The sequence below is a fragment of the Streptomyces bluensis genome, assembly GCF_014650715.1.
GTDB classification, from domain to species: Bacteria; Actinomycetota; Actinomycetes; order Streptomycetales; family Streptomycetaceae; genus Streptomyces; species Streptomyces bluensis.
Genome location: NZ_BMVM01000012.1, coordinates 246017 through 271285 on the forward strand (window position 1 = coordinate 246017; position 25269 = coordinate 271285).

Sequence of the window (25269 nt, forward strand, 5' to 3'; positions counted from 1 at the left end):
CCTTCCGTAGCGTCTGCCCCTACGTGTCCACCACTGCCTCATGTGCAACAGGCTTACGGATGCGGATGCGGATACAGGTGCGGATGCGGATGCGGTGCGGATACGCGGGCGTCCCGTGATCGCGAACGCACTCCCGGCTAGGACCGCCCGCCGGTCTGGGCGAACGCGTCGTTGAGCACCTTCTCGGCGAGCTCGGGACTGCCCTTCGGAGCGGTGACGTCCAGCCACATCAGGTGGGTGTCGAGGTCGTCCCCCTTGCCGGAGGTGAACATCCGGCCCAGTTGGGCGCGATACGGTTCCGGGGTGCGGTAGCTGGTCCACTTGTCGTGTCGGGGCCACTCCCCTACCCACGACCCGGGCCGGGCGCGGAAGAACTCCTCGACGCGTTTGTCGGAGCACGAACCACGGCACGTGCTCACGACCATGTCCAGCGTGAACCGGTCCTTCCCGTGCCCCACAGTGCAGCGCCAAGCGGTCTCGCCCTCGCCCGCCTCGGACTGCGTACACCCCACGAAGCGCGGCGTACGCAGCACGAACCACACGCCCCGGGCCCGGAAGTCGGCCACGGTCAGGCCCGACGCCTCCCCGCCCGACCATGTGTCGGGGGTGAGCCGAGCCGTCCGGCCGCGCACGTAGGCGGTCAGCCGCGACTGCTTGGGCAGTTCGGTCTCCGGTACGTCGGCGAGCCCGGGGCCGTCGTTCCGAGCAACGAGTCCGGCGCGGTGCAGCACGCCGCGGGCGATGATCCCGGCGGCCTGCTGTACCTGCTTGGTGCTGCCGAACTGGCTGTTGACCACGACCCCGACCACGGCGTTGTCCGCCCGGGCGGTCGCGTAACCCACGGCCGAGTGGTAGGCGTTGGCCAGTTGCTGCGCCATCGGGTCGGCGACGGGCTGCTCGGAGCCGGTGTAGTACAAGCTGGGGGCCGGCGACCTGGCCGTCTGCTGTGCCGCCTCCACCCCCGTCCTCCACATGTCCTCGCCCCGCCCCAGGCCGGTGAAGGCGGTGACCACCACATCCGGCCGGAAGGGATCCTGCTCGGCCACTGTGCAACTGTCGACGGGCTGCCGCAGAGCCGCCTTGAAGCCCTGCGCGAAACCCCCACGCCCAGTGTTCTCCGTCATGGCGGCAGGCACGTCCCGCAGCACCACCGGCTTGCGCACCAACGGGCGCAGGTCCTGCGGGCGCAGCAGATCACAGGCGGAGGGCAGGGTACGGATCGGAACGGGCGGGATCATGGCGGTACGACTGGTCTCGTACAGCACCGCGGACGCGGACAGCGCGAGCAGCGCCAGGAGAACCGATGTCGCCCGGACCGCCAGTCGGACCGACAGCCGTGGCCCGGCAGGCGAACCGGCCAAGGAAGCCGAAAGGGCCGAAGGAACCGAAGCGGCCAAGGAAGCCGAAAGGGCCGGGGGAATCGAAGCGGCCGACGAGGCCAAAAGGTCCGACGAAGCCGAAGAGGCCACGTCGGAGGCCACGTCGACCGAGTCGGCCAGTTCGTTCTGCAGCTCCAAGTGTCGGAAGCGGTAGTAGCCGCCGCTGCTGCGCAGGACGCCGTGCTCCAGCGCGTACTCCAGGAAGTGCGTCAGCCGCCACGGCAGCAGCCCGCGCCACGCGAGCCAGCAGCGGACGACGCCATAGCGCGCCCAGGCCGAGGCCGCGACGCTCCACACCGTGGCCGCGGCCATGCCCAGGGCCAGGAGGAGGAGCCAGTGCCAGGAGCTCATGAGCTCCGCGCCGCGGCCAAGGCTCCAGCTCCCCACGACGAGGGCGGTCACACCGAGCACCGCCTTGTGCCCCGACAGCACTCCGTCCGCGTTGGGCAGCGCGACGGGTCCCAGCAGCAGGGCCGCTCTCCGGTCGTCGCGGAGCAGTGCCCGCGGCGTACGGCTCTCCGGGTCGGCGGGGCGGCGCACGGCGCTGCGCAGCGCGAACAGGCCGAGCGCCGCCGACACCAGCGTCCACGAGACAGCCGTCCCCTCCGCGACCGCCCCGACCAGGGCCGCTGCCCACAGCCCGAGCGGCAGGAGCAGCGCCAGGGCCGTGGCGTACCGCCCCCACCGCCCGCCCAGGACCTCGCGGAACACGGCGCGCCCCGGGCGCTGAAGCCGCTGTGGCGCCGGCGCGTCCTTGTCGTCGTCGACCACGAGCCACTCGGCGGTGGCGGCCGCCAGCACACCGCCGGCCGCCACCGCCCATAGCGGCAGCCGCTTCTCCCACGCCAGTTGCACCGCGGCCACCGCCGCCGCCACACACACGGCCAGGGGCAGGGAGAGCACCAGCCGGGCCCAGCGGGGCGCCAGGTGACCCATCCGCCACCAGGCGATGTCCTGCCGTCCCTGCTGTCGCTGTCGGTGGGCGAGATACGCCAGCCAGCGCCGGGCATCGGCGGTCGGCCACGGCGTCCGGTCACCGCGGAGCGACTCGGCGCCGTACACGGCATCGACATACGCGCTCAGCAGATGGCGTTCCAACGCCCGTACGCTGTCGAAGCGGCCGGCGTCGAGCAGGACGGCCGGATCGGCGACGGTGTCGCTGTACACGGTGCGGGCGAGGGAGACCATCAGCGGATTGCCGAGCACCGTGCGCAGCCGGCGGACCTCCCTCGTGCCTGCCGCTCCCGGGTCGGCCAGCCGGTCCAGCACCGGGTCCCACTTCGTCCGCCCGCCGGCTCTCGTCCGGCTGGAGCGGCGCAGCAGGCCCGCCACATCCGCGAGGCTCAGCGTCCGCAGGGTGATCGCGGCAGTGCCCGGCAGCCGCAGGTCGGTCTGTTCGACGGCCTCGCGGTAGGCGCGCGTACGACTCGTCATCACGAAGTGCTGGTCGCCGCTCAGCAGAGCGTGCAGGCTGCGCAGCGCGTCGACGCGCAAGGCGGGCGGGAGCTCGTCGAAGCCGTCGAGGATGGGCAGGACCAGGTCGGCACCGATGAGTTGCCGGGCCACGTCGCGGGGCGGCAGGCCGGTGTCGGCCAGTGCCTCGGGCCACGCCTCCGCCAATGCCCCTGCGGCCCACTTCCACACGTCGGCGTGCTCACGAGGGTTCCAGGGGGACAGCGGCAGCACGACCGGGACCCGGCCGGACCCACCGCGCTGCCTCAACAGCTCCCTGGCCAGCTCCAGGACCAGCACGGACTTTCCGGCTCCGGCCGCGCCGAGTACGACGAGGCGGCCACGCGGCAGCCGAGCGTACTGTTCCGCGACGGCGCTGAACTCTCCTTCGCGCAGCAGGCTGCCGCCGCCGTCCGGACCGTCGGCGAGGTTCTCGACATGGTCGCCCAGGCCGGGATCCGCGGGTACCCAGCGCACCGGAAGCGCCAGCGGGTCGTGGATCCGGCCCAGCTCCGCCTCCCGCGCGTACTGCGTGGCCAGGACGTGTGCCAGCTTGTCGGCGGTGCGCCGCAACTCGTCGTCCGTGAGGCGGCGTGCACTGCGGCGGCGCCGGACACGGCGGCGGACCTCGAAACCGAGGGCGGCGAGTGGCGCGGCGACCCCGGCGACGACGGCGGCGGTCCCGTAGCGGTTGAGGCCCGGCCACGGCCACGAGAGGCGTGGGGACGCGGCGAGGACGAAGTACACCAGCACCGCCATGGCCGCGCCGCTCACCGCGGCGACGAGATAGCCGGTGGCGGGCGAGCGGCGCTCGTGGATCACCACCTGGTCCACCTTGCCGGCCTGCACCGCGGTGCCTATGCGCCCGCCTGAGATCTCGTTCTTCCCGTGCACCCCGTCGACCGGTCGCTGGGCCACGCCCCGCTCTCCTCCGCCGCCCCGTCCCCCCACAGGCCGCGCTGTCGCCGCCCGCCACTCATGGTCACGCGGCGACCCCACCCCAACAAGCCTTCCTGACCCGCGTTGCAGATCTGTGACGCGTGGAAGGCTGCGTTCCCTGACGCCCATGACACGGCCACCCCGGCCGGGCACACCATTCATCCTGGGAGCAATCCCGAACGCGTAAGGTGGCGTGCTCGTAGAAAAGTACGTACCGCCACACGACCACGTAACCGCACACGAACACGAACCCGCGCACGACCACGAACCCGCGCACGACCACGTACCCGTACACGACCACGTACCCGTACACGAAAGGGGAGGGCCCGACCATGCCCGGCACCGGTGGCACCACGCCGAGCCGCAACGGCAACAGCACCGTGACCCGCAGCACCCTGCGGCAGCAGCTCGCGGACGCGCTCCGCGACGAGGTGCTGGCCGGCCGGCTCCAGCCGGGGCAGGAGTTCACCGTGAAGGAGATCGCCGACCAGTACGGCGTCTCCGCGACGCCCGTTCGCGAGGCGCTGGTCGACCTGTCGGCCCAGGGTCTGCTGGACGCGGTGCAGCACCGCGGCTTCCAGGTCCACGAGTACTCCCTGGACGACTACCGGGAGATGATCGAGGCCCGCAGCATGGTCATCGGCGGTGTCTTCCGCGCGGACAAGGAGTACGACACCGGTTCCCGCACCACCGCCGTACTGGCCGGTGTGCGCCGTCGCGGCGAGGAGGCCCGGCGCGCCGCCACCGCAGGCGACCTGACCGTCCTCATCGGCTACGACCTGCGTTTCTGGCGGGAGTTGAGCGACCTGTTCGGCAACCCCTACCTGGCGGACTTCCTGCACCGGCTGCTGGTGCAGTCCTGGGTGTGCGCGGTCCAGCACCTGCGGCGGCTGCCCGATCTGCGCGGTCTGCTGTGGGCGCGGCACACCGAACTCGTCGACGCCCTGGCCCGCGGCGACGCGAAGGCCGCGCACGAGATCGTCGCCGGGCACAACGCCCACTGCCTCGCCCTCGTCGAACGCCTGGCCGCCGGATGAGCGCCGTGACACGCGGGCCCGGCGCGTACGAGCGCACGCCCGGCGCGCACGAGGTGGACCTCTCGGTCGTCATACCCGCCTACAACGAGGAGAACAGGCTCGGCCGCACCCTCGACGCGATCACCGGCCACCTCCGTGACGCCGGCGACGGCACCACGTGGGAGGTCATCGTCGTCGACGACGGCTCCACCGACGGCACCCGTGACGTCGTCACCGCCGCCACCGAGGCCGAGCCCCGCGTGCAGCTGGTCACCAGCCCCCGCAACCGTGGCAAGGGCCACGCCCTGCGTCTCGGCGTCTGCGCCTCGTACGGGCGCCGTGTGCTTGTCACGGACGCCGATCTGGCCGCCCCCATCGAGGAGTTGGAGCATCTCGACAAGGCGCTCGCCGACGGGCGGACGGCCGCGATCGGCTCGCGCGCCACACCGGGCGCCACCATCGAGCGCCACCAGCACCCCGTGCGCGAGGCCCTCGGCCGCGCCGGCAACTTCCTCATCCGCGGCCTCGCGGTGCCGGGGATCCGCGACACGCAGTGCGGCTTCAAGCTGTTCGACGGCGAGCGGGCCCGTGAGGCCTTCGCCGCGTCCCGGCTCGACGGCTTCGGCATAGACATCGAGATACTCCAGTACTTCCGCCGCTCCGGCTGGCCGGTCGCCGAGGTCCCGGTCCGCTGGGCCCACCAGTCGGGCTCGAAGATCCGCCCCTGGGACTACGCCCGGGTCCTGGGCGAACTCACCGCCCTCAAGGCCCGCTCGGTCCGCCGCGCCGACCTCCTCGCGGTCCTGGCGTTCCTGCTGATGTCGGTGCTCCTGTACGCCGGCCGCTGGATCGACCCCAACCACCGCTATCTGCCGGACTCCCTCCAGGACCAGAACCAGTGGGAGTGGTTCTTCGCGGTGACGGCCGACCACGTCGTCCATCTCCGCAACCCGCTCTTCACCACCCTCCAGGGCTTCCCCGACGGCGTGAACCTCATGGCCAACACGGTCATGCTGGGCGTGTCCGTCCCCTTCACCCCGATCACCCTCGCCCTCGGCCCGGCCGTCTCCCTGGGCCTGGCGATGACGCTGGGCCTGACCGCGACGGCGGCGGCCTGGTACTGGCTGATCGTCCGCCGCGTCGGGCGCCACCGGGGCGCGGCCTTCACCGGCGCCGCCCTCGCGACCTTCGCCCCGCCGATGGTCAGCCACGCCAACGCGCACCCGAACTTCATCGTCCTGTTCATGATGCCGCTGATCATCGACCGGGCGCTGCGGCTGTGCGAGGGCGCCCGCGTCCGCCGGGACGGCATCGTGCTCGGCCTGATGGCGACGTACCAGATCTTCCTGGGCGAGGAGCCGCTGCTGCTCGCGGCGATGGGCATGCTGCTGTTCGCGGTCGCGTACGCGGTGGCCCGGCGGGATGTGGCGAAGGAGTCCTGGCGGCCCCTGTTCAAGGGCCTCGGGCTGGCCCTGCTGGTCTGCCTCCCGCTGGTCGCCTTCCCGCTGGCCTGGCAGTTCTTCGGCCCGCAGAGCTACAAGAGCGTCCTGCACGGCGACAACGCGGGCAACAGCCCCCTGGCGCTGTTCTCGTTCGCGGAACGCTCCCTCGTCGCGGGCAACGAGGAGACCGCGAACGCGCTGTCCCTCAACCCCACCGAGCAGAACGCCTTCTACGGCTGGCCGCTGGCCGCGCTGGCCTTCGCGATCGTCATCGGCCTCTGGGAGCGGACCGTCGTCAAGGCGCTGGCGTTCACGGGCGTCGCCGCCGCGCTGCTGTCCCTGGGCCCGAGGATCCCCATCCCGCTGACCGACACGGTGGTGCCGGGCCCGTGGGCGCTGCTCTCGGACAAACCCCTCTTCGAGTCGGTCATCGAGGGCCGCGTGGCCATGATCTGCGCGCCCGTGCTGGGCATACTGCTGGCGCTCGCGATCGACGCCCTGGTCAGGTCCCCGCACCTCGGCATCCAGTTCGTGGGCCTGACGGCGGTCGCGGCCGCCCTGATCCCGATCGTCCCCGCCCCGCTGAAGTCGGTGGAGCGGCCCGAGGTGCCGGCCTTCATCGCCGACGGGACGTGGAAGTCGTACGTCGACACCGGAAAGGGCGAGACCCTCGTACCGGTGCCGCTGCCCGACCCCGGCAACGCGGAGGCCCTGCACTGGCAGACCACGGCACACCTTCAGTTCCGTATGCCCGGCGGCTACTTCAACGGCCCGTACGGCGAGGAGCGCATCGGCATCTACGGAGCCTCACCCCGCTACACCTCGAACCTGCTGCGCGAGGTGCGGTACTCGGGTGTCGTACCCGAGATCGGCGACAACTGGCGGGCCCAGGCACGCAGGGACTTCGCCCACTGGAAGGCGGGCGCGCTCGTGCTCGCCCCGCAGGGATACGACGCACAGCTGCGGGAGACCGTGGAGAAGCTGGTGGGCCGGCCGGGTAAGTGGGTCGGCGGAGTGTGGGTATGGGACCTGCACGAAGAGGGCTGACTCAAGGGGGGCCGAAGCAGCCCCCACCCATTACGCTTCCCTGACCACCGCGCACACGCTGTGTCACTCGACCATTACTCGCCCTTACTCATCCCGTACGTCCCTTACTCGTCCCTTACTCGTCCCGTACTCGTCCACTCGTCCTTACGCGAGGAGCTTTCTGTTGGCCTGTGACCTGTGGCTGGTCCCGCTCGTCGACGTGTTGTGCCACACCCCCGACAACCCCTTCGCCGAGGAGCTCGCGCTCTACAACAAGGTGCTCGGCGAGGCCGGCCTGCCGCCGGTGCCGGTGTACCAGTACATGCCGGGCCTGTCGGGTGACGTGGCCCCGGTCGCGGGCTTCGACTACGACGCGCTGCACTTCCTGCGGCGGGCGTACCTGCTCCAGGTGTGCGGCCTGGCGGTGACCCCGGTCGACGAACTGGGCGGCGACTACGAACAGCTCCTGGAGATGTTCGAGACGACGGCCCAGCAGTCGCACCTGGTCTGGCACTACGACCACGCGGGCGCGTACGTGCCCGTGGACTTCCCGCATCCGCTCGCCAGCGACGAGCTGCTGGCCGGCGGCGGCCCCCTGGGCTCCTCCCACGCGCTGCTCCGGGAGCTGGAACTCGTCGCCCCCTCGATCGGCATCGACCCGGCGAACCCGCCGGCCGCCCCCGACCCGCCCCTCACCCCCACGGAGCTGGAGGAACCGGCCGTCCCCGCCCCGTACGACCCCAGCCCCTTCGCCCGGGAACGGCACGTGTGGCTGGGGCTCCACGCCGCGGTGACGCGGAGCCTGGCCCAGGGGTCGATGATCGTGTTCAGCTGAGCGTCGGAGAGGCCGCGGCCAGCCCCTTGGTCACCTGAACGGGCGACATGCCGCATATCCGGGGAAAACGCAGGGGAGATCTCGGTCACCAGGCCGTCACCGTCCGTAACTCCGGGGTCTCCTCATGCGCCAACTCGGCACCCTCACCGCAGCGTTCGCCGCGGGCACCCTGCTCCTCACTGTCGGCCTGACCGCCTGCACGAGCGCCCCGCCTGCCTCACGCCCGTCCGCTGACGACCTCATCAAGGCCGCGACCCGGCACCTCACCGACGCCTGTCTCACCCGCCGGGGCCTCGCCCCTCCGCGGCCGGGCCGCAGACCGCCCCCGGCCGCCGACCAACAGCGCGTTTCCGACGCCCTGTTCGGCGCGGGCAGGACGGAACTGTCCGTGCGCCTGCCCACGGGCTACGTCGTCCGCGCCCACACCGACGGCTGCCTGGCCGCCGCGCAGCAGCGGCTGTACGGCGACCAGCGCCGCTGGTTCCGCACCTCGGCGATCGTCAACAACCTCCGGCCCGAGGCCGCGCACACCCACAGCTCCCTCGCCGAGGTCCGCCACCGGCACCGCGCCGAACTGGCCGACTGGCGCCGTCTGCGCGCCCACGCCCTGAAGTCCGCGAAGACCGTTCTCGCAGCCAGTACGCACTCCTCCTCGAAGGGAACCGCGCACCCATGAACCGCTTCACCGCCCTCCTCGCCGCCGCCCTGATCTCCACGGGCGCCGTCCTGGCCACGTCGGCCACCGCGCAGGCGGCGCCCTGCCGCAGCGGCTACTTCTGCGTCTGGACCGACGCCAACTTCAACGGCCTGAAGATCGAGCACAGCGGCGACGACCGCTGGTGGGAGGGCGACATGTACCACTACGACTCCTCGTGGGCCAACCACGGCGTCTCCGGCCCCGGTGTCCCCGACCACGTCAGGATCTACTCGGGCCGCGAGCTCACGGGCCGCGTCACCCTCTGCCTCGCCCCCGGCCAGGAGATCGGCTACAACGCGGGTGCGAACGACCAGGGCGGTTCCCACACATGGACAGTGCGCTGTTAGCCCAGGGCCCCACTCACGCGCGAAGGGCGCCCGCTCGGGGGGCGCCCTTCGTCTTGGAGTTGCTGTCAGTACTGCTCGACGATGCGGATCGTACGGATACCGGTACCGCGATACCGCGTGGGCGTTCTGGTCAGGACGGGGCGACCACGAGGCCAGTCGACGGTGGGCAGGGCGAGGTGCAACACGTGGGCGCCGCTCCAGTCACTCTCCTCCTTGCCACCCTCTGCTCCTCGTCCGCGACGGCTGCCGTCCGCAGGCGCTTGCCCACAGCGGTCGACGCCGCGAAGTCGAGCCCTTCGATGTTGACGGACGACAGGGCGCCGACATGCTCCGCGACTCCCGCCCGCTCACGGACCCCGCCCCCGGCCGACGGGAGCCGGACGGGGGCGGGTGCGGGCGGGTGGGTGCGGCGTCGCGCGCGTTCTACAGGAACGAGTTGATCTCGATCGTCTCGTCCCGGCCGGGGCCCACGCCGATCGCGGAGATCGGGGCGCCGGACATGTCCTCCAGGGCCTTGACGTAGTTCTGGGCGTTCTTCGGGAGGTCGGAGAACGACTTGGCCTTCGTGATGTCCTCGGACCAGCCCGGCAGGGTCTCGTAGACCGGCTTGGCGTGGTGGAAGTCCGACTGGGAGTACGGGAGTTCCTCGACGCGCTTGCCGTCGATCTCGTACGCCACGCAGACCGGGATCTCCTCCCAGCCCGTCAGCACGTCGAGCTTGGTGAGGAAGAAGTCCGTCAGGCCGTTGACGCGGGTCGCGTAGCGGGCGATCACCGCGTCGAACCAGCCGCAGCGGCGGTCACGGCCGGTCGTCACACCCCGCTCGCCGCCGATGCGGCGCAGCGCCTCGCCGTCCTCGTCGAAGAGCTCGGTGGGGAAGGGGCCGGCGCCGACGCGGGTCGTGTACGCCTTGAGGATGCCGATGACGCGGCTGATCTTGGTCGGGCCGACGCCCGCGCCCGTGCAGGCGCCGCCCGCGGTCGGGTTCGACGAGGTGACGAACGGGTACGTGCCGTGGTCGATGTCCAGGAGCGTGCCCTGGCCGCCCTCGAAGAGCACGACCTTGTCGTTGTCGAGCGCCTGGTTGAGGACCAGGACCGTGTCGGCGACGTACGGCTCGATCTGCGCCGCGTAGCCCAGCAGTTCCTCGACGACCTGGCCGACGGCGATCGCGCGGCGGTTGTAGAGCTTGGTGAGGACCTGGTTCTTGACGTCGAGGGCCGCCTCGACCTTCTGCGTCAGGATCGACTCGTCGTACAGGTCCTGGACGCGGATGCCCACGCGGTTGATCTTGTCGGCGTAGGTCGGGCCGATGCCGCGCCCGGTCGTACCGATCTTGCGCTTGCCGAGGAAGCGTTCCGTCACCTTGTCGACGGTGACGTTGTAGGGCGTGATGATATGGGCGTTGCCGCTGATCAGAAGCTTGGACGTGTCGACGCCGCGCTCGTTCAGTCCGCTCAGCTCGGAGAGCAGGACCGACGGGTCGACGACGACGCCGTTACCGATGACCGGCGTGCAGCCGGGCGACAGGATTCCGGAAGGGAGGAGGTGGAGCGCGTACTTCTGGTCACCCACGACCACCGTGTGGCCGGCGTTGTTGCCGCCCTGGTAGCGCACCACGTAGTCCACCGAGCCGCCGAGCAGGTCGGTGGCCTTTCCCTTGCCTTCGTCACCCCACTGAGCACCGAGCAGCACAAGTGCGGGCACGCGCGTACACCCCTTCCGGGCGGGGCATGTCCAAGGTCAGGGGCGTACGGGACACCGCGCGTGCCGCGTACGCCGGCGGCCGGACCTGGCCGCTCCCTGTCGGACCCGGATGCCCCGGAATAGACGAAGCCCCTGGCGATATGGCGCAAGGGGCTCTTGCACAAAGATGCTACCCGAGGAAGCGAGGCATGACCGAGGTGGCGACTTCCGACCAGCTCCTGGTGGTCATCGACCCCCTGGCCCGTCACACGGACAGTGAGTCGGTACGGATCGCGAAAGACGTGCTCAGCGCGGGTGCGGCGAGTGCGAAGGTCTGTCTCCCTCAGGGGCCGGAGGAGTTCGCACGGGCGCTGGAGCGGCGCGGTTCGCGGCGTCCGGTGGTGGTCGGCGACGACCGCGCCCTGCTGCGGGCCGTGTCCTTGCTGCACCGGCAGCGGGAGCTGGACGCGTGTGCGCTGTCGCTGGTGCCGGTGGGGGACGCCGGGGTGCTGGCCCGGTCGCTCGGGGTGCCCACGGGCACCGTGGCCGCGGCCCGCGCCGCACTGGACGGGGCCGAGCGGTGGCTCGACCTGCTGGTGGACGACAGCGACGGGGTGGTGCTGGGGGCGGTGGGCATACCGCCCGTACCGGTCGCGCCGACGGTGATCGAACCGACGGTGATGACCCCCTCCTCGTGGCTGCGGACCTGCCAGTCCTTCGTACGGACGCTGGCGACGCGCCCGCCACGGCTCGCTTCCCCGGCGGCGCCCGAACCGTCCCGGCTGCGGGTGGAGGTCGACGGGGCGACGCTCGTCGACCTCGACCAGCCGGTGGAGGCGGTGTCGGTGGCGCCGAACGGGGGCGGAGCGGCGGTGGAGGTGCGGCCGGTGCCGGCGGGCACGGAGGCCGAGCCGCTGCGGGCTGTGGGTCGCCGGGTGACGGTGTCCGGGCCGACGTTCCGGTACCGGGCGGACTCGGTGGTGACCGGGCCGGTACGGACGCGGACGTGGACCGTGCGGGAGGGGGCCTGGGGGCTTACGTTGCCGGGGTGAGCGGAACCATCCTTGAGGAGACGAAGGAGCGGTAGAGGATACGGAGGAGCCGTAAGGGCTCCCAGGTTTTGACTGTGAGTTGCGACACATCTTCTTAAGGTGTGAATTATGGTCACTGGATCCCCAGCCTCTGGCTTACGCAGGCGCACGGCGATCCGCGTGCTCCGCGTGGTCACCGCAGCGACCCTCGTGGGAAGCGGCGGTTTCCTCGGAGCCGGTTCCGCGGTGGCGGACCCGGCTCCGCGCACGCTGAAGTACACGTGCTCGTTCCCGCTGATCGGTGGCGAGCGGATGACGGCGTCGGTCGTGTGGACCGCCCCCGACACGCACGTGGTCGGCCAGGCCACGTCCCGGTCGCCCGTCAGGGCCTCGGCCACGGTGGGCTCCAACGTCACCAGAATCCTCCGGTTCGCGGGTGCGGCCACCGTCGAGGGCACCGCGGATGTGAGCGCCGTTGTCGCCGCGCCGCAGGGCGACATCCCCGTGGACATGCGGCTCAAGGTGCCGAGGTCCGAGGTCCCGGGGTCCGGCCCGCTGACCGTTCCGGCGATCGGGACGCTGCCGTCGCTCGTCTTCAGCGAACCGGGATCCGCGAAGATCTTCGTCGGCGAGATCCACCTGCATCTCGTCCCACGGGGCACGGACGGCGACGAGACGCGGGCGGGCAAGGTCGATGCGCCGTGCGACCTGGACTCCGGGCAGGACGGATTTCTGGCGCCCTTCACAGTCGAGCGTGACGCGTCGGGCCCGGCCGCCCCGGCAGCCCCGGGCACCCCGAGCGGTGCGCCGCCGGCCCAGCCCGGCGCCCCCGGCACCGCTTCCCCCGCCGCCACCTCTCCCGCCGCCTCCGAGTCCGGTGGTACGGGCTTCGCGGCCCCTCCGCGTGCGGTCGCCGCGGTCGCCGCCGTCGTGGGCGTGGGTGCCGCCGTGTTCGGGGGCGTCTGGTGGAGCAGGCGCCGGCGGGCGGAGGACCGGGATGGCTGACGTGTCCGACGACGGCGAGACTCCCGAGCCCGACGGGAGGGACGGGGAGGACCGCGAGGGCGGCGAGGGCGGCGAGGGCGGCGAGTCTTCCGAGCAGCACTGCGGGCGCAACGAGATGAGCGGCGGCACCGTTCACGGGTCGATGGTCCAGGCCGACCGCATCGGCACGCTGATCATCAACAACCCGGCGGCTCAGCCGCCCGGGACCGAGCAGGCACCGCATGACGACCCGGACGAAGTCGCCGAGGCCGCCGAGAAGCTCGCCGCCGAGGTCCACAAACGCTGGGAGCGCGAGGAGAGGCGGCGACGGCTCAAGGACCCGAAGCTGCTGCCCGTGCGCTGGACGACGGCGGACAGAATCCCGGAGGGCCACCGCGACAAGATTCCGATGGACCACTGGGAGCTCATCCACGGCCGCCCACTCCAGCGGAGCGGTCGCCTGGATCTGGACGGGGAACTGACACACATCGCCCGGGTGTACCGGAAGATCCCCACCCGCCGCCTCGTGGTGGCGGGCGAGGCCGGCTCGGGGAAGACCAGTCTGGGCCTGCGGCTCGTACTGGATCTGCTGGACACCCGCACACCCGGCGAGCCCGTCCCGGAGATCTTCAGCCTGGGCTCGTGGGACCCCGAGGCCGACACGCTGGAGGCCTGGCTGGGCAACCGGCTGAGCCGTGACACATCGGGCATGGACGCGGTCACCACCGACGGGAGGACGATCGCCGCCGCGATCGTCGACAGAGAGCTCATCCTGCCCGTCCTGGACGGATTCGACGAGATCGCCGAAGGTCTCCAGGCCAAGGCGCTGGAACAACTCTCCGAAACGACCATGCCGTTGGTCCTGACGAGTCGTACCGCCACGTACGCCGACGTGGCCCGGGGAACCAGAGCGCTGAAGCGCGCCGCCGCGATCGTACTGACCGCTCTCACCCCGGAGGAGTCGAAGGAGTACCTGATCCTCGGCAGCGCCACGGCCGTCAAACCCGAGTGGCAGCACGTGCTGGCCGAGCTGCACGACCGGCCCGATGCCCCGGCCGGCCGGAACCTCCGCGAGGTACTGGGCACGCCCCTCATGGTCTCCCTCGTCCGTGACGTCTACGGCGAGAGGGCGAGCACAGGGGACGGGCGGCACGACGATCCGAGGCGCACCCCCTTGGATCTGCTGGACACCCGCCGCTTCGGCACCCGGACAGCCATCGAGGAGCACCTGCTGAGCAGCTTCGTCCCGTCGGCCTACCGGCGAAACCCCCGCGCTCCCGACACCGCGCCTCCCCGGAACTGGACCCCGCAGCGGGCCCAGCGCTGGCTCGGGTATCTCGCCGACCATCTGGACCGCGGCGGCGGACCCGACCTGGAGTGGTGGAAGCTCGGCACGTCCATGAGCCTTACGGCGCGTACGGCGGTGATCTCGCTGCTGGCGGGGCTGTCCTTCGGGCTCACCACGGCGATCGGGAACATTCCCGTGGACCTGATCGCCACCTCACACGGACTCGGGTTCGCGATCCGGCGCGGACTGGTCGTGGGGCTTCTGCACGGACTCGTGTTCGGCCTGGCGCTCGGCTTCGTCTACCGGCGCGCCGCCGGCACCGAGATGCTGAAGCCGCGTCCGGTACGGATCCGTCTGTTCGGCGGTGGCAGGGACCTGGGCGAGCGGTTCCTCCACAAAACGGTGCTGGGGACCCTGGTCGGCGCCGGGATCGCGCTCGCCTTCGTGCTCGCCGACAGGCTTCTCCTGCCGCCGCTCGGGCTCGACGACGGGCTCGGGGGCGGGCTCGTGGCCGCGGCCCAGTTCCCGCTGACCATCGGGCTCTCGGCGGGGATCGCGCTGGCGCTCACGGCCTGGGCGGAAACCCCGATCGATGTCAAGGAGTCCGTCAGCTGCGCCGACCTGTTGCGACAGAACCGGGCGAACGTGGTCTCCCATCTCCTCGTCTGGGCCCTGGTGCTCGGACTCGTCGCGGGGCTGGGGTCCACCTTCACCGAGACTCCCCTCCGCAGCCTCCAGCTCGGTCTCGTCTTCGGCATCGAGGGCGCGTTCGGTGCCGGGTTCGGCTACGGGTTCTGTCTGACCGCGTGGGGGCAGTGGGTGGCCCTGGCCCGCGTCTGGCTCCCCTTGACGGGACGGCTGCCGTGGCGGCTGGTCGCCTTCCTGGACGACGCCTGCAAGCGCGACGTACTGCGCCAGACGGGCGCCGTGTACCAGTTCCGCCACGCCCGCCTCCAGAAGCATCTCGCCGGGGTGTACGCGGCGGGCCGGACGGGTGCCGCTCCTCGTCGGTGAGCCGTTCGGGGGCTCGGCTCTCGCGGGTCAGCGCCGCGTCCCAGCCCTCCCGTCTCAGCCGTCGCGTCCCAGCTCTCGCGTCCCAGCTCTCGCGTCCCAGCTCTCGCGACGCAGCCGTCGCGTCTCAGCTGTCGCCGAAGAGTTCAGCGCGGTGGACGCGCCAGCGCTCCATCAGCCCGGCGTACTCCGTTTCGACGAACTCGAAGAAGGCGAGCGTTTCCGCGATGCGTCGGCCGGCCGGGGTGGTGGGGCCGAGGTTGTCGACGCCTTCGCGCAGGGCTTCCTCCCATCGCTTGATGACTCCGTCGCGACTCGCGAGCACCTCGTACCACTGGTTGCTGTGCATGCGGTAGAGGTCGCGGCGCGAGCCGGGCTCACGCTCGCGCGAGACCATGTGCTGCTGCGCGAGGTAGCGGACCGCGCCGGAGACAGCGGCCGGGCTGATCTGGAGCTGCTCGCCGAGCTCGGCGGAGGACAGCCCTCCGGTGTCCGAGGCGAGCAGCGCCGCGAACACCCGCGCGGGCATCCGCGGCATCCCCGCCTCGGTGAGATACGAGGCGAACCGCTCGACGAACCGGGAGACGGCCTCGGGGTCACGGTTCGGCTCCGGGACGCCGTCGGGGCCGTGGCCCGGGGTGACGGTCGGGTTCCGGGCCGGACCGGGACCCGCGTTCGGTGACGCGCCCGCCTCGGCCCGCGCGTCCGCGCTCGCGCCCTCGGCTTGCCCTGCCCGCGCCCCCGTCGCCCCCGTCACTTCCATCCCGTCCGCCATCGCCCGATCGTCTCCCCTGGCCCCTGTTGGCCTCTGACCTCTGACCTCTGTTGGCCTGTGTTAACACCATCGAGTCTATCCGCGATTTATACGCTTCCTTAACTTCACAAGTTTGTGAAAGTACCGTACGTTCAGAATCATGACGAAGGCAATCACCGTCTCCGGACTGCACAAGTCGTTCGGGCGAACGCACGCGCTGGACGGCCTCGACCTGGACGTCGAGGCCGGTGAGGTGCACGGCTTCCTCGGCCCGAACGGTGCCGGGAAGTCCACCACGATCCGGGTCCTGCTGGGCCTGCTGCGCGCCGACTCGGGCGCCACGCAGGTGCTGGGCCGCGACCCCTGGGCCGACGCGGTGGACCTGCACCGCCGGGTCGCGTACGTTCCCGGGGACGTCACCCTGTGGCGCAACCTGTCCGGCGGCGAGGTCATCGACCTCTACGGACGGCTGCGCGGGGGCCTCGACCGGGAACGGCGCGCGGAGCTGATCGAGCGGTTCGAGCTGGATCCGACGAAGAAGGGACGGACGTACTCGAAGGGCAACCGCCAGAAGGTCGCCCTCGTCGCCGCCTTCGCCTCGGACGTCGACCTGCTGATCCTGGACGAGCCGACATCGGGCCTGGACCCGCTGATGGAGGAGGTCTTCCAGCGCTGCGTCGAGGAGGAACGCGACCGCGGGCGGACCATCCTGCTCTCCTCGCACATCCTCAGCGAGGTCGAGGAACTGTGCGACCGCGTCAGCATCATCCGCAAGGGCCGGACGGTGGAGAGCGGCTCGCTGGCCGACCTGCGCCATCTGACCCGGACGAGCGTCACGGCCGAACTCGCGGGCCCGCCCAACGGGTTGTCCCACCTTCCCGGCGTGCACGACCTCGACGTACAGGGACTGCGGGTGCGCCTCCAGGTCGACACGGACAAGCTGGACGCCGTGCTGCGCTCGCTCAGCGAGTCCGGCGTACGGTCGCTGACCTCGACCCCGCCGACGCTGGAGGAACTGTTCCTGCGGCACTACCAGGACGAGGCACAGGCGTCCGGGGGCACGGAGGGTGCTCAGGGGCCCGAGGGCGCGGAAGGGGCGATGGTCCGATGACCGCCGCATCGGCCGCGTCCGCGTACACGCCCCGGACCGGGGGGTCGCGTCAGCTCGCGGGATCGGGCACCCTGCTGCGGTTCGCGCTGCGCCGCGACCGCGTGACGCTCCCGGTGTGGATCGGCGTCAACGCGCTGATGGTGCTGTCCATGCCGAACACGCTCAAGAGCCTGTACGGCACCGCTGCCCAACGCGCCGACCTGATCCGGCAGATGGAGACCAACGCCTCACTGCGCGCGCTGATCGGCCCGGTGTTCGACGACTCCCTCGGCGCGCTCACCGCCTGGCGCGTCGGCATCTACGCCGCAGCGCTCGCGGCCGTCATGAGCCTGCTCGTCGTCGTCCGGCACACCCGGGACGAGGAGGAGAGCGGCCGCCAGGAGATGGTCTCGTCGGGGGCGGTGGGCCGACGGGCCCCGCTGACGGCGGCGCTGCTGGCGGCGGCCGTGGCGAACGGCGTCCTCGCCCTGCTGATCGTCGGGGGCCTCGCGGGCCAGGGCGGGGCCGGTGCCCTGGCGCTCGGCCTCGGTATCGCGGGCGTCGGCATGGTCTTCGCCACGATGGCGGCGATCATCGCCCAGCTGACGGAGAGCGCGCGGCTCGCTCGCGGACTGACGGCGGCCGTGCTGGGCGCGGCGTTCGTGCTGCGGGCGGCCGGCGACTCGGCGAAGGACGACGGCTCCTCGGTCCTCACCTGGCTGTCCCCGCTCGGCTGGCTGGAGAACGTCCGCTCCTTCGCGGACGAACGCTGGTGGGTACTGGGGCTGCTCGCCGCCGCCGTACTGCTCCAGGGCGCGGTGGCGTACGAGCTGGCCGGACGCCGTGACGTGGGCATGAGTTTCCTGCCCACCCGGCCCGGACCGGCGAACGGCCGCCTGAACACGGCGGGCGCCCTCGCCTGGCGGCTGCAGCGCGGCAGTGTGCTGGGCTGGAGCATCGGGTTCCTCCTCGCCGGCGTGGTCTACGGCGGTCTGACCGAGGGCGCGGCCGACGTGGTCGGCGACAACGCGAGCGCCCGCGAGATGTTCCAGCGGATGGGCGGCCAGTCCGGGCTGACGAACGCGTTCCTGGCGGCCATGATCGGCATGCTGGGGCTGGTCGCCGCGCTGTACATCGTCGCCTCCGTGCTGCGCCTGAACGGCGAGGAGACGTCGGGGCGGGCGGAACCGGTCCTCGCGAACGCGGTGGGGCGGCTGCGCTGGGCAGCGGGTCACCTGGTCGTCGCCTTCGGGGGAACCGCGCTGATCATGCTGCTGGCCGGGCTGGGCTTCGCGATCGGCTACGGCAAGGAGTTCGGGCCGATCCTGGGGGCCTGCCTGGTGCAGCTGCCCGCGGTGTGGGTCATCGGCGGAGTGGCGGTACTGCTGCACGGGCTGCTGCCGCGGGCGGCCGTGGCCGCATGGGCGGTGGCCGGGGCGGTGCTGCTGATCGGCTGGATCGGGCCCGTGCTGGACGTCCCGCAGACGGTGCTGGACGTGTCGCCCTTCGGACACCTGCCGAAGCTGCCGGGCCGAGAGATGGAGTGGGGGCCGGTGCTGGTCCTCACGGCCATCGCAGCCGCTCTGGTGGCGGGTGGCCTGGGGGCACTGAGGCGCCGGGACCTCACGACCTGACCTGCCCCGCTCGTCCGGAACCTCCGGCGGCCCGGATGCGTCCATGATCAGTATGGGAGAACGCATGCAGGCCGCCGGCGGATGCCTGACCGCGGCCGTCGGTGCGGGCGCGGGACTCGCGCTGTGGTCCGTCGGCGTCGAGGGACGGCTCCGGCGCTTCGAACAGAGCCCCGACTGGAGCGTCCTCTACGCCGAGCTGCCGCTGATGGTGCTCGGTGGGACCGCCGCGGCCCTGGGCCTGTGGGCCCTCGCACACCGCGTCCTCCTGCGCCGCGTCAGATCTCGACGCTGAGCCCTTCGAGCCCTCGGATCACGAAGTTCGGCTTCCGCTGCGGCTCCTGCGCGAGGCGGAGCGTCGGGGCGCGGTCGAGCAACGCGGTCAGGGACGCGGCCAGTTCCATCCGGGCCAGGGGCGCGCCGATGCAGTAGTGGATGCCCGCGCTGAAGGAGATGTGCGGGTTGTCCTTGCGGCTCAGATCCAGCGTCCCGGGGTCGGCGAAGACGGCCGGGTCGTGGTTGGCGGAACCGAAGAGCATGGCGATCTCCGCACCACGCGGCACGGTCGTCCCGTCGATCTCGATCTCGTCCAGCACCCACCGCTCGAACAGTTGCAGTGGAGTGTCGTACCGCATCAGCTCCTCCACCGCCGTGGGCACCAGCGAACGGTCCGCGCGCAGGGCCGCCAGCTGCTCCGGGTGGCGGAACAGCGCCCACCAGCCGTTCACCGTCGCGTTGACCGTCGCCTCGTGCCCCGCGTTCAGCAGCAGCACACAGGTGGAGATCATCTCCTGCTCGGTCAGCCGGTCGCCCTCGTCGTACGCCGCGATCAGCCCGGAGATCAGGTCCTCCCCCGGCTCCTGGCGCCGCGCCCCGATCAGCTCCCGCAGATACTCCGAGAACTCGACCGACGCCCGCACCGCCTTCCGCGCCGTCTCCTGAGACGGGTTCAGCTCGTACATCCCGCAGATGTCCGCCGACCAGGGCCGCAGCTGCGCCCGGTCCGACTCCGGGATGCCCAGCATCTCGGCGATCACGGCGACCGGCAGCGGCTCGGCCACATCGGTCAGCAGATCCCCGCCGCCGGACGCGACCAGCCCGTCCACGAGGTCCTCCGCCAGCCTCCGCACATACGGCCCCAGCTGCTCCACGGTCCGCGGGGTGAACGCCTTCGACACCAGCCGCCTGATCCGCGTGTGGTCCGGCGGCTCCAGGTCGAGCATCCCGTGGTCGTTCAGCGTGTGGAACGGCTCGTGCTCCGCCGGCGGCGCGGTCCGCCCGAAGTCCTCGTGCGAGAACCGGTGCTGGTACGTCCGCCCCAGCCGCCGGTCCCGCAACAGCGCCGACACGTCCGCGTGGCGCGGCACCAGCCACTGGTTGGTCGGCTCGTAGTAGTGGACCCGGCCCTGCGCCCGCAGCTCCGCGTACACGGGATACGGGTCGGCGACGAACCCGGGGTCCCACGGGTCGAAGGCGAGAACGCTGTCGGAACGGGCTGTCATGCAGGGACGCTAACCCGCCACGCCCCCGCCTGAACAGGGGGTTCCGGCCGACGGCCCTGCCGCCTCCCTCACTGACGGATCGCATTGACGGATCACATCGCCGAATCCGGTTGACGGATCCGGTTGACGGATCACACCCGGTCCAGGGGACGGTGCGGACCGTCCGGGAGCTCCACCGTGATCGTGTCCCCGGGGCGCACCACGCCGCCCACGCGGACGACGCTCATGATGCCCGCCTTGCGTATGAGGTTCCCCGCCTCGTCGCGGAAGACGACCTGCTTCAGCAGTCCGTCCTGGAAGCCGTCGATCTGCACACACGGATTGCGCAGGCCCGTGACCTCCACGACCGCCTCGTCCCCGATGAGCAGCAGCGCCCCGGTGGGCAGACCGAGCAGGTCGATGCCGCTGGTTGTGATGTTCTCGCCCAGGTCACCGGGGTTCACCGCGAACCCCGCGCCGCCCACCTCGGTGAAGAGCTCCTCGTGGATGAGGTGGACCTGCCGCAGGTTCGGCTGGGTGGGATCCTGCGCGACCCGCGAGCGGTGCTTCACCGTGACACCGGCGTGCACGTCCCCCTCCACCCCGAGCCCGGCCAGCAGCCGGATGCTCGGCCGGTTGGGCTTCGTGAACGAGTACTCGCCGTTGCTGCTGACCGCCGTGACCGTACCTGTACCGCTCATGAGCGACCCCCGTTGTCGTCGACTGACATCGGCTGCGAGCGTAACCCTGTCCTGAATCCTGCCCGTCAGCCCGGCGTCACCAGTTTCGCCTCGTATGCGAACACCGCCGCCTGCGTGCGGTCGCGCAGGCCCAGCTTCACGAGGATGCGGCTGACGTGTGTCTTGATGGTGGACTCGGCGACCACCAGGCGCTCGGCGATCTCGGCGTTGGACAGACCCTGGGCGATGAGGACCAGAACCTCCGTCTCGCGTTCCGTCAGGTCCCCGTAGGCCGCCTGGACGGAGGGCGGGAGGCGGGGCGCCTGGACGAGCCGGGAGAACTCCGTGATCAGCCGCTTCGTCACCGACGGCGCCAGCAGGGCCTCACCGGACGCCACCACCCTTACGCCCTCGGCGAGTTGGCGCGCCGAGGCGTCCTTGAGGAGGAAGCCCGAGGCTCCGGCCCGCAGCGCCTGGTACACGTACTCGTCGAGGTCGAACGTCGTCAGCACCAGCACCTTCGCCACGCTGTTCGCCGCCACGATCTCCCGGGTCGCCTCGATGCCGTTCAGCTCGGGCATGCGTATGTCCATCAGGACGACGTCCGGGGAGAGTTCGCGGACCCGGTCGATCGCCTCCCGGCCGTTGACCGCCTCACCGACCACCTCTATGTCCGGCATCGCGCCCAGCAGCACCGAGAAGCCCTCGCGCACCATCATCTGGTCGTCGGCGATCAGCACACGGATGGGACCGTCATCGGCACGGGAACCGGTCCCACCCCCGGTGCCAGTACCGGTGCCGGTGCCAGTACCGGCACCGCTCATGCCCTCGGTGCCACTCATGCCGGCCGTCATGCGGGGGCGTCCGTCAGGGGGACCGGCAGGAACACCGTCACTTCGTAGCCTCCGTCGTCCGTCTCGGCCGTCGTCATCTCACCGTTCAGCATCGTGACGCGCTCACGCATACCCGTGATGCCGTGTCCCGCGCCCGGGGACGGCTTCACGAGGCCGGTCGGCGGGCCGTTGACGATACGCACTCCGAGACCACCGAGGACGTAACCGATCTCAACGCGGGCCGTGGCGCCCGGTGCGTGCCGCAGCGTGTTGCTGAGCGCCTCCTGGACTATTCGGTACGCGGACAGCTCGATGCCCTGCGGGAGTTCACGGGCGGCTCCCGTGACCACCTTCTCGACGGTCAGGCCGGTGTCCCGCACGTTGGCGAGCAGGCCGTCGATGTCGGCGAGGGTGGGTTGGGGGGTGTCCGGTGCCTCGTAGTCCTCCGCGCGGACGACACCGAGGACGCGGCGGAGCTCGGTGAGCGCCGCGACCGCGTTCTCCCGGATCGTGGCGAAGGCCTGCTCCAGCTCCGGCGGCGGGTTCTCCACGCGGTACGGGGCCGCCTCCGCCTGGATCGCGACCACCGACATGTGGTGCGCCACCACGTCGTGCAGCTCCCGGGCGATCGTCGTGCGCTCCTCCAGCAGGGTGCGCTTGGAGCGCTCGTGCGCGGTCACCGTCTGCTGGGCGGTCACCTCCCGCTGGGCGGCACGGCGTATGTGGAAGACCGTGGCGCCGAGCAGGAGGAACGCGGAGATGGTCATCATCGGTCCCGTGTTCGACGCGTAGTGGCCCGCGCCGAGGACCGACTCGACCAAGAATCCGTACATCCCCGTCAACGCCCACATCCACGCCGCCGTGCGCGGTCGTGTGCGCAGCGCCACGACCGTCAGCACCACCAGGTGGCCGGCGAAGCTGCCCGTCTGCCACGGCCAGTCGCTCCAGCTGTCGCCGAACGTGGCGGTGACCGGAGCCGCCGCCATGGAGCACCAGAAGGCGCCCACGGGCCGGAACAGCGTCAGCAGGACCGGGCAGACGGCGAGCAGGGCCATCAGCAGTGAGCTGAAACCGCCGCCGCTGTCATTGCCGGACGCGGAGATGAGCATCACCCACAGGGCACCCATGAGCACAGCGGCATGCGGGGCCCAGACCGCGTACTCCCGCAGGCGGGGACTCAGGCGCCGGGTGAACCGGCCGTCCACGCTCATGCGCGGCAGCGGGCGGTAGGCGAACGCGTCATGGATCAGGTCCTGCCGCAGCCCTCGCAGGGCGTCCTCCGCCAGGCGGAACTCCGGGCTGCGCGACGTGGCTGTGCCCTTCGGGGGCCTCGGCTGCGTATGGGTCGTCTCGGTCACGTTCCAAACGGTAGGCGCCGGACCGGTTCGCGGTCGTCACCAGTGAGAGGGGTCCTTCCGGGTCCATCTCAGGTACTACGGGTCTTCCCGGTCTACGCGTATCCCCGTGGCTACGGGCATCGCCAAGTCCCTGCCGCCGCCCGTCAGTACCCGTCCGTACCCGTCCGTACCCCGTCAGTACCCCGACGGCCGCACCAGTCCCGACTCGTACGCGAACACCGCCGCCTGCGTACGGTCGCGCAGGCCCAACTTCACCAGGATGCGGCCCACGTGGGTCTTCACGGTCTGTTCGGCGACGATGAGGCGCTCGGCGATCTCCGCGTTGGACAGGCCCTGAGCGATGTGCGCGAGGACCTCGGTCTCCCGCTCGGTGAGGTCGGCCACCCGTTCCTTCAGGGGGGCGCGGGGCGCCGATCCGCGCAGGCGGGAGAACTCGGTGATGAGGCGGCGCATGACCCCGGGCGCCAGCAGCGCGTCACCCGCGGCCACCACCCGTACCGCTTCGGCGAGTTGGTCCGCGGAGGCGTCCTTGAGCAGGAAGCCCGACGCGCCGGCGTGCAGGGCGTCGTACACGTACTCGTCGAGGTCGAAGGTGGTGAGCACCAGCACCTTGATGTGCGGGTGCTCGGTGATGATGCGACGGGTGGCCTCGATGCCGCCGAGTTCGGGCATGCGGATGTCCATCAGGACGATGTCCGGGCCGAGTTCGGCGACCTTGGCCACCGCGTCCAGACCGTGCACCGCCTGGCCCACCACGTCGATGTCGGGCTGGGTGTTGAGCAGCACCGAGAAGCCCTGCCGGACCATCTGCTGGTCGTCGGCGATCAGTACGCGGATGGCGCTGCTCGTCATCGGGCCTTTTCTCCTGTCGTACCCGTCGTACCTGTCGTACCTGTCGTACCTGTCGCTGGCGTACCTGTCGTACCTGTCGCTGTCTTGCCTGTCGCCGTCTTACCTGTCGCCGTCTTACCTGTCGTGCCTGTGGAGATGTGGGAGCCGGACGGGTCGTCGGAACGGGGCAGGAACGCCGCCACCACGAAGCCGCCGTGCGATGTCTCGGTGGCCATCAGGGTGCCACCGAGCATCGTGGCGCGCTCCCGCATGCCGAGCAGGCCGTGCCCCGCGCCGGGGGACGGCGGAGCGGGCCTCGCAGGGCGGGAGTTGATGACCCGTACCTGTAGACCCCGCGGGTAGTGGTCCAGCTCCACCCGGACATTCGAACCGGGCGCGTGCCGCAGGGCGTTGCTGAGCGCCTCCTGGATGATCCGGTACGCCGACAGCTCCACTCCGGGCGGGAACGGGTGCACCTCGCCGCTGATCTCTACCGTCACCGCCAGCCCCGCGGCACGGGTGTTCTCCACGAGCGCTCCAAGACGGTCGAGGGTGGGCTGCGGGGCGTGCGGGGCCGTACCGTCCGCGGCCCCCGCTATGCCGTACTGGTCCTCGGGGTGCTCGGAGCGCAGGACGCCCAGGACGCGGCGCAGCTCCGTGAGTGCCTCCACGGCGTTCTGGCGGATGCCCGCGAGGTTCTCCTTCAGCTCCTCGGACGGGTTCTCGGTCAGGTGCGGGGCGACCTGTGCCTGGATGGAGATCACCGACATGTGGTGGGCGACCACGTCGTGCAGTTCGCGTGCGATACGACTGCGCTCCTCCAGGAGGGTGCGCCGGGCGCGCTCCTCAGCGGTGATGCCGGCCTGCTCGACGAGCTGGGTGCGGGCCTCACGGCGACCGCGCTGGGTGCTGCCGAGGAGCACCACGCCGCCGAACAGGGCCACGGCCAGCATGCCCGTCGACGAGTAGTTCGCAGAGCCGATGAGCCCCTGCAGGATGTACGTGGCCAGCGCGGTCAGGGCCAGGGTCTCGGCCGCCGCACGCGTGGGGACCCGCAACGCCAGCAGGTACAGCACCACGCACTGTGCGACCATCGCGGGCGGGCTCCACGGCCACGGGCTGTTGAACTCGGCGTGACCGGCGATCAGCTGGGTCCGGGCGCCCATGGCCGACACGACCACGGCCACCGTCGACAGCCACCACGCCGGAACGGGCCGCCACGGGGCCAGCCCCACCGCCGTGCCCTGGGCCACCGCGATGAGCAGTCCGGTCTCCGTGCCCAGGTTGTAGCCGTCGCCCAGTTGGTCCATGTCGGCGATGGCCGTGCCGATCGCGACCAGGATCACCAGGCCGTGCGGCAGCCACCGCAGCCACACCGAGGGCGGCAGCGGGTTCGCGTCGGCGGTCCACAGGTCCTCGCGCAGCACCCGCAACCACCGGGTCAGCCGCTTCTCCACCTCGTCCGCCCCTTCCTCCTC

The 25269-nt window shown here is 71.3% G+C and carries 20 protein-coding genes; 11 read left to right on the top strand and 9 right to left on the bottom strand.

All coding sequences use genetic code 11. The features are described from left to right. Positions 1-137: 137 nt before the first annotated feature. Positions 138-3749 carry an NACHT domain-containing protein gene (locus IE262_RS27380; RefSeq protein WP_189877403.1) on the bottom strand — a complete coding sequence of 1204 codons (3612 nt, stop codon included), beginning with the start codon at positions 3747-3749 and terminating at the stop codon, positions 138-140. A gap of 353 nt (positions 3750-4102) precedes the next feature. Between IE262_RS27380 and IE262_RS27385 the strand changes: the two genes are divergently transcribed. The 5 genes from IE262_RS27385 to IE262_RS27405 all read left to right on the top strand — a co-directional run bounded on the left by IE262_RS27385 (position 4103) and on the right by IE262_RS27405 (position 9133). Continuing rightward, positions 4103-4807 (top strand): GntR family transcriptional regulator, encoded by a 705-nt coding sequence (locus IE262_RS27385; RefSeq protein WP_134034552.1) that lies wholly within the window; start codon positions 4103-4105, stop codon positions 4805-4807. Next, positions 4804-7275: a dolichyl-phosphate beta-glucosyltransferase gene (locus IE262_RS27390; RefSeq protein WP_189877405.1), complete on the top strand. Its 2472-nt coding sequence runs from the start codon at positions 4804-4806 to the stop codon at positions 7273-7275. Before IE262_RS27385 ends, IE262_RS27390 begins: the two co-directional genes overlap by 4 nt. 163 nt (positions 7276-7438) lie before the next feature. Then, entirely contained in the window at positions 7439-8089 is a 651-nt protein-coding gene (locus tag IE262_RS27395) for a putative DNA-mimic protein (RefSeq protein WP_134034546.1), read from the top strand. A 124-nt stretch (positions 8090-8213) separates the two neighbouring features. Continuing rightward, positions 8214-8765: a hypothetical protein gene (locus IE262_RS27400; protein WP_229877518.1), complete on the top strand. Its 552-nt coding sequence runs from the start codon at positions 8214-8216 to the stop codon at positions 8763-8765. Further along, positions 8762-9133 (top strand): peptidase inhibitor family I36 protein, encoded by a 372-nt coding sequence (locus IE262_RS27405; RefSeq protein WP_189877407.1) that lies wholly within the window; start codon positions 8762-8764, stop codon positions 9131-9133. The genes IE262_RS27400 and IE262_RS27405 overlap by 4 nt, the downstream gene beginning before the upstream one ends. 423 nt (positions 9134-9556) lie before the next feature. Here IE262_RS27405 and IE262_RS27410 read toward each other — a convergent pair whose 3' ends face one another. After that, positions 9557-10840 (bottom strand): adenylosuccinate synthase, encoded by a 1284-nt coding sequence (locus tag IE262_RS27410; protein ID WP_134034540.1) that lies wholly within the window; start codon positions 10838-10840, stop codon positions 9557-9559. Between the two features lie 188 nt (positions 10841-11028). Here IE262_RS27410 and IE262_RS27415 point away from each other — a divergent pair, with 188 nt between their 5' ends. From IE262_RS27415 to IE262_RS27425, 3 genes are all read left to right on the top strand, one after another. Then, a complete protein-coding gene (locus IE262_RS27415; RefSeq protein WP_134034537.1) occupies positions 11029-11871 on the top strand; it encodes a diacylglycerol kinase in 843 nt (280 codons plus the stop codon). Between the two features lie 168 nt (positions 11872-12039). Beyond that, the gene (locus IE262_RS27420) at positions 12040-12855 is read left to right on the top strand and encodes a DUF6801 domain-containing protein (protein WP_189877409.1); all 816 of its coding nucleotides are present in this window, start codon (positions 12040-12042) and stop codon (positions 12853-12855) included. Continuing rightward, positions 12848-15136, top strand: coding sequence for an NACHT domain-containing protein (locus IE262_RS27425; protein WP_189877411.1), 2289 nt, complete (start codon positions 12848-12850; stop codon positions 15134-15136). Before IE262_RS27420 ends, IE262_RS27425 begins: the two co-directional genes overlap by 8 nt. A 124-nt stretch (positions 15137-15260) precedes the next feature. Here the strand turns inward: IE262_RS27425 and IE262_RS27430 are convergent, their stop codons facing one another. After that, positions 15261-15896 carry a GbsR/MarR family transcriptional regulator gene (locus IE262_RS27430; RefSeq protein ID WP_189877464.1) on the bottom strand — a complete coding sequence of 212 codons (636 nt, stop codon included), beginning with the start codon at positions 15894-15896 and terminating at the stop codon, positions 15261-15263. A 151-nt stretch (positions 15897-16047) separates the two neighbouring features. On the opposite strand from IE262_RS27430, the gene IE262_RS27435 reads away from it, so the two are divergent. The 3 genes from IE262_RS27435 to IE262_RS27445 are packed head-to-tail and all read left to right on the top strand — an operon-like array spanning position 16048 to position 18903. After that, the gene (locus tag IE262_RS27435) at positions 16048-16998 is read left to right on the top strand and encodes an ABC transporter ATP-binding protein (protein ID WP_189877413.1); all 951 of its coding nucleotides are present in this window, start codon (positions 16048-16050) and stop codon (positions 16996-16998) included. Continuing rightward, positions 16995-18611, top strand: coding sequence for an ABC transporter permease (locus IE262_RS27440; protein ID WP_189877415.1), 1617 nt, complete (start codon positions 16995-16997; stop codon positions 18609-18611). The genes IE262_RS27435 and IE262_RS27440 overlap by 4 nt, the downstream gene beginning before the upstream one ends. Positions 18612-18654: 43 nt before the next feature. Continuing rightward, positions 18655-18903, top strand: coding sequence for a hypothetical protein (locus IE262_RS27445; RefSeq protein WP_229877520.1), 249 nt, complete (start codon positions 18655-18657; stop codon positions 18901-18903). On the opposite strand, the gene IE262_RS27450 is transcribed toward IE262_RS27445, so the two are convergent. From IE262_RS27450 to IE262_RS27475, 6 genes are all read right to left on the bottom strand, one after another. Further along, positions 18887-20110, bottom strand: coding sequence for a cytochrome P450 (locus IE262_RS27450; protein WP_189877417.1), 1224 nt, complete (start codon positions 20108-20110; stop codon positions 18887-18889). The two genes, IE262_RS27445 and IE262_RS27450, sit on opposite strands and share 17 nt — an antisense overlap. Positions 20111-20241: 131 nt before the next feature. Then, complete coding sequence (locus tag IE262_RS27455) at positions 20242-20790, bottom strand: MOSC domain-containing protein (protein ID WP_189877419.1); 549 nt, start codon at positions 20788-20790, stop codon at positions 20242-20244. 65 nt (positions 20791-20855) lie between these two features. Beyond that, complete coding sequence (locus IE262_RS27460; RefSeq protein WP_373305151.1) at positions 20856-21611, bottom strand: response regulator; 756 nt, start codon at positions 21609-21611, stop codon at positions 20856-20858. An 8-nt stretch (positions 21612-21619) separates the two neighbouring features. Then, complete coding sequence (locus IE262_RS27465; protein WP_134034519.1) at positions 21620-22960, bottom strand: sensor histidine kinase; 1341 nt, start codon at positions 22958-22960, stop codon at positions 21620-21622. Between the two features lie 174 nt (positions 22961-23134). Continuing rightward, positions 23135-23812, bottom strand: coding sequence for a response regulator (locus tag IE262_RS27470; protein WP_189877421.1), 678 nt, complete (start codon positions 23810-23812; stop codon positions 23135-23137). Then, positions 23809-25248 (bottom strand): sensor histidine kinase, encoded by a 1440-nt coding sequence (locus IE262_RS27475; protein WP_189877423.1) that lies wholly within the window; start codon positions 25246-25248, stop codon positions 23809-23811. Before IE262_RS27475 ends, IE262_RS27470 begins: the two co-directional genes overlap by 4 nt. Positions 25249-25269 lie beyond the last annotated feature (21 nt).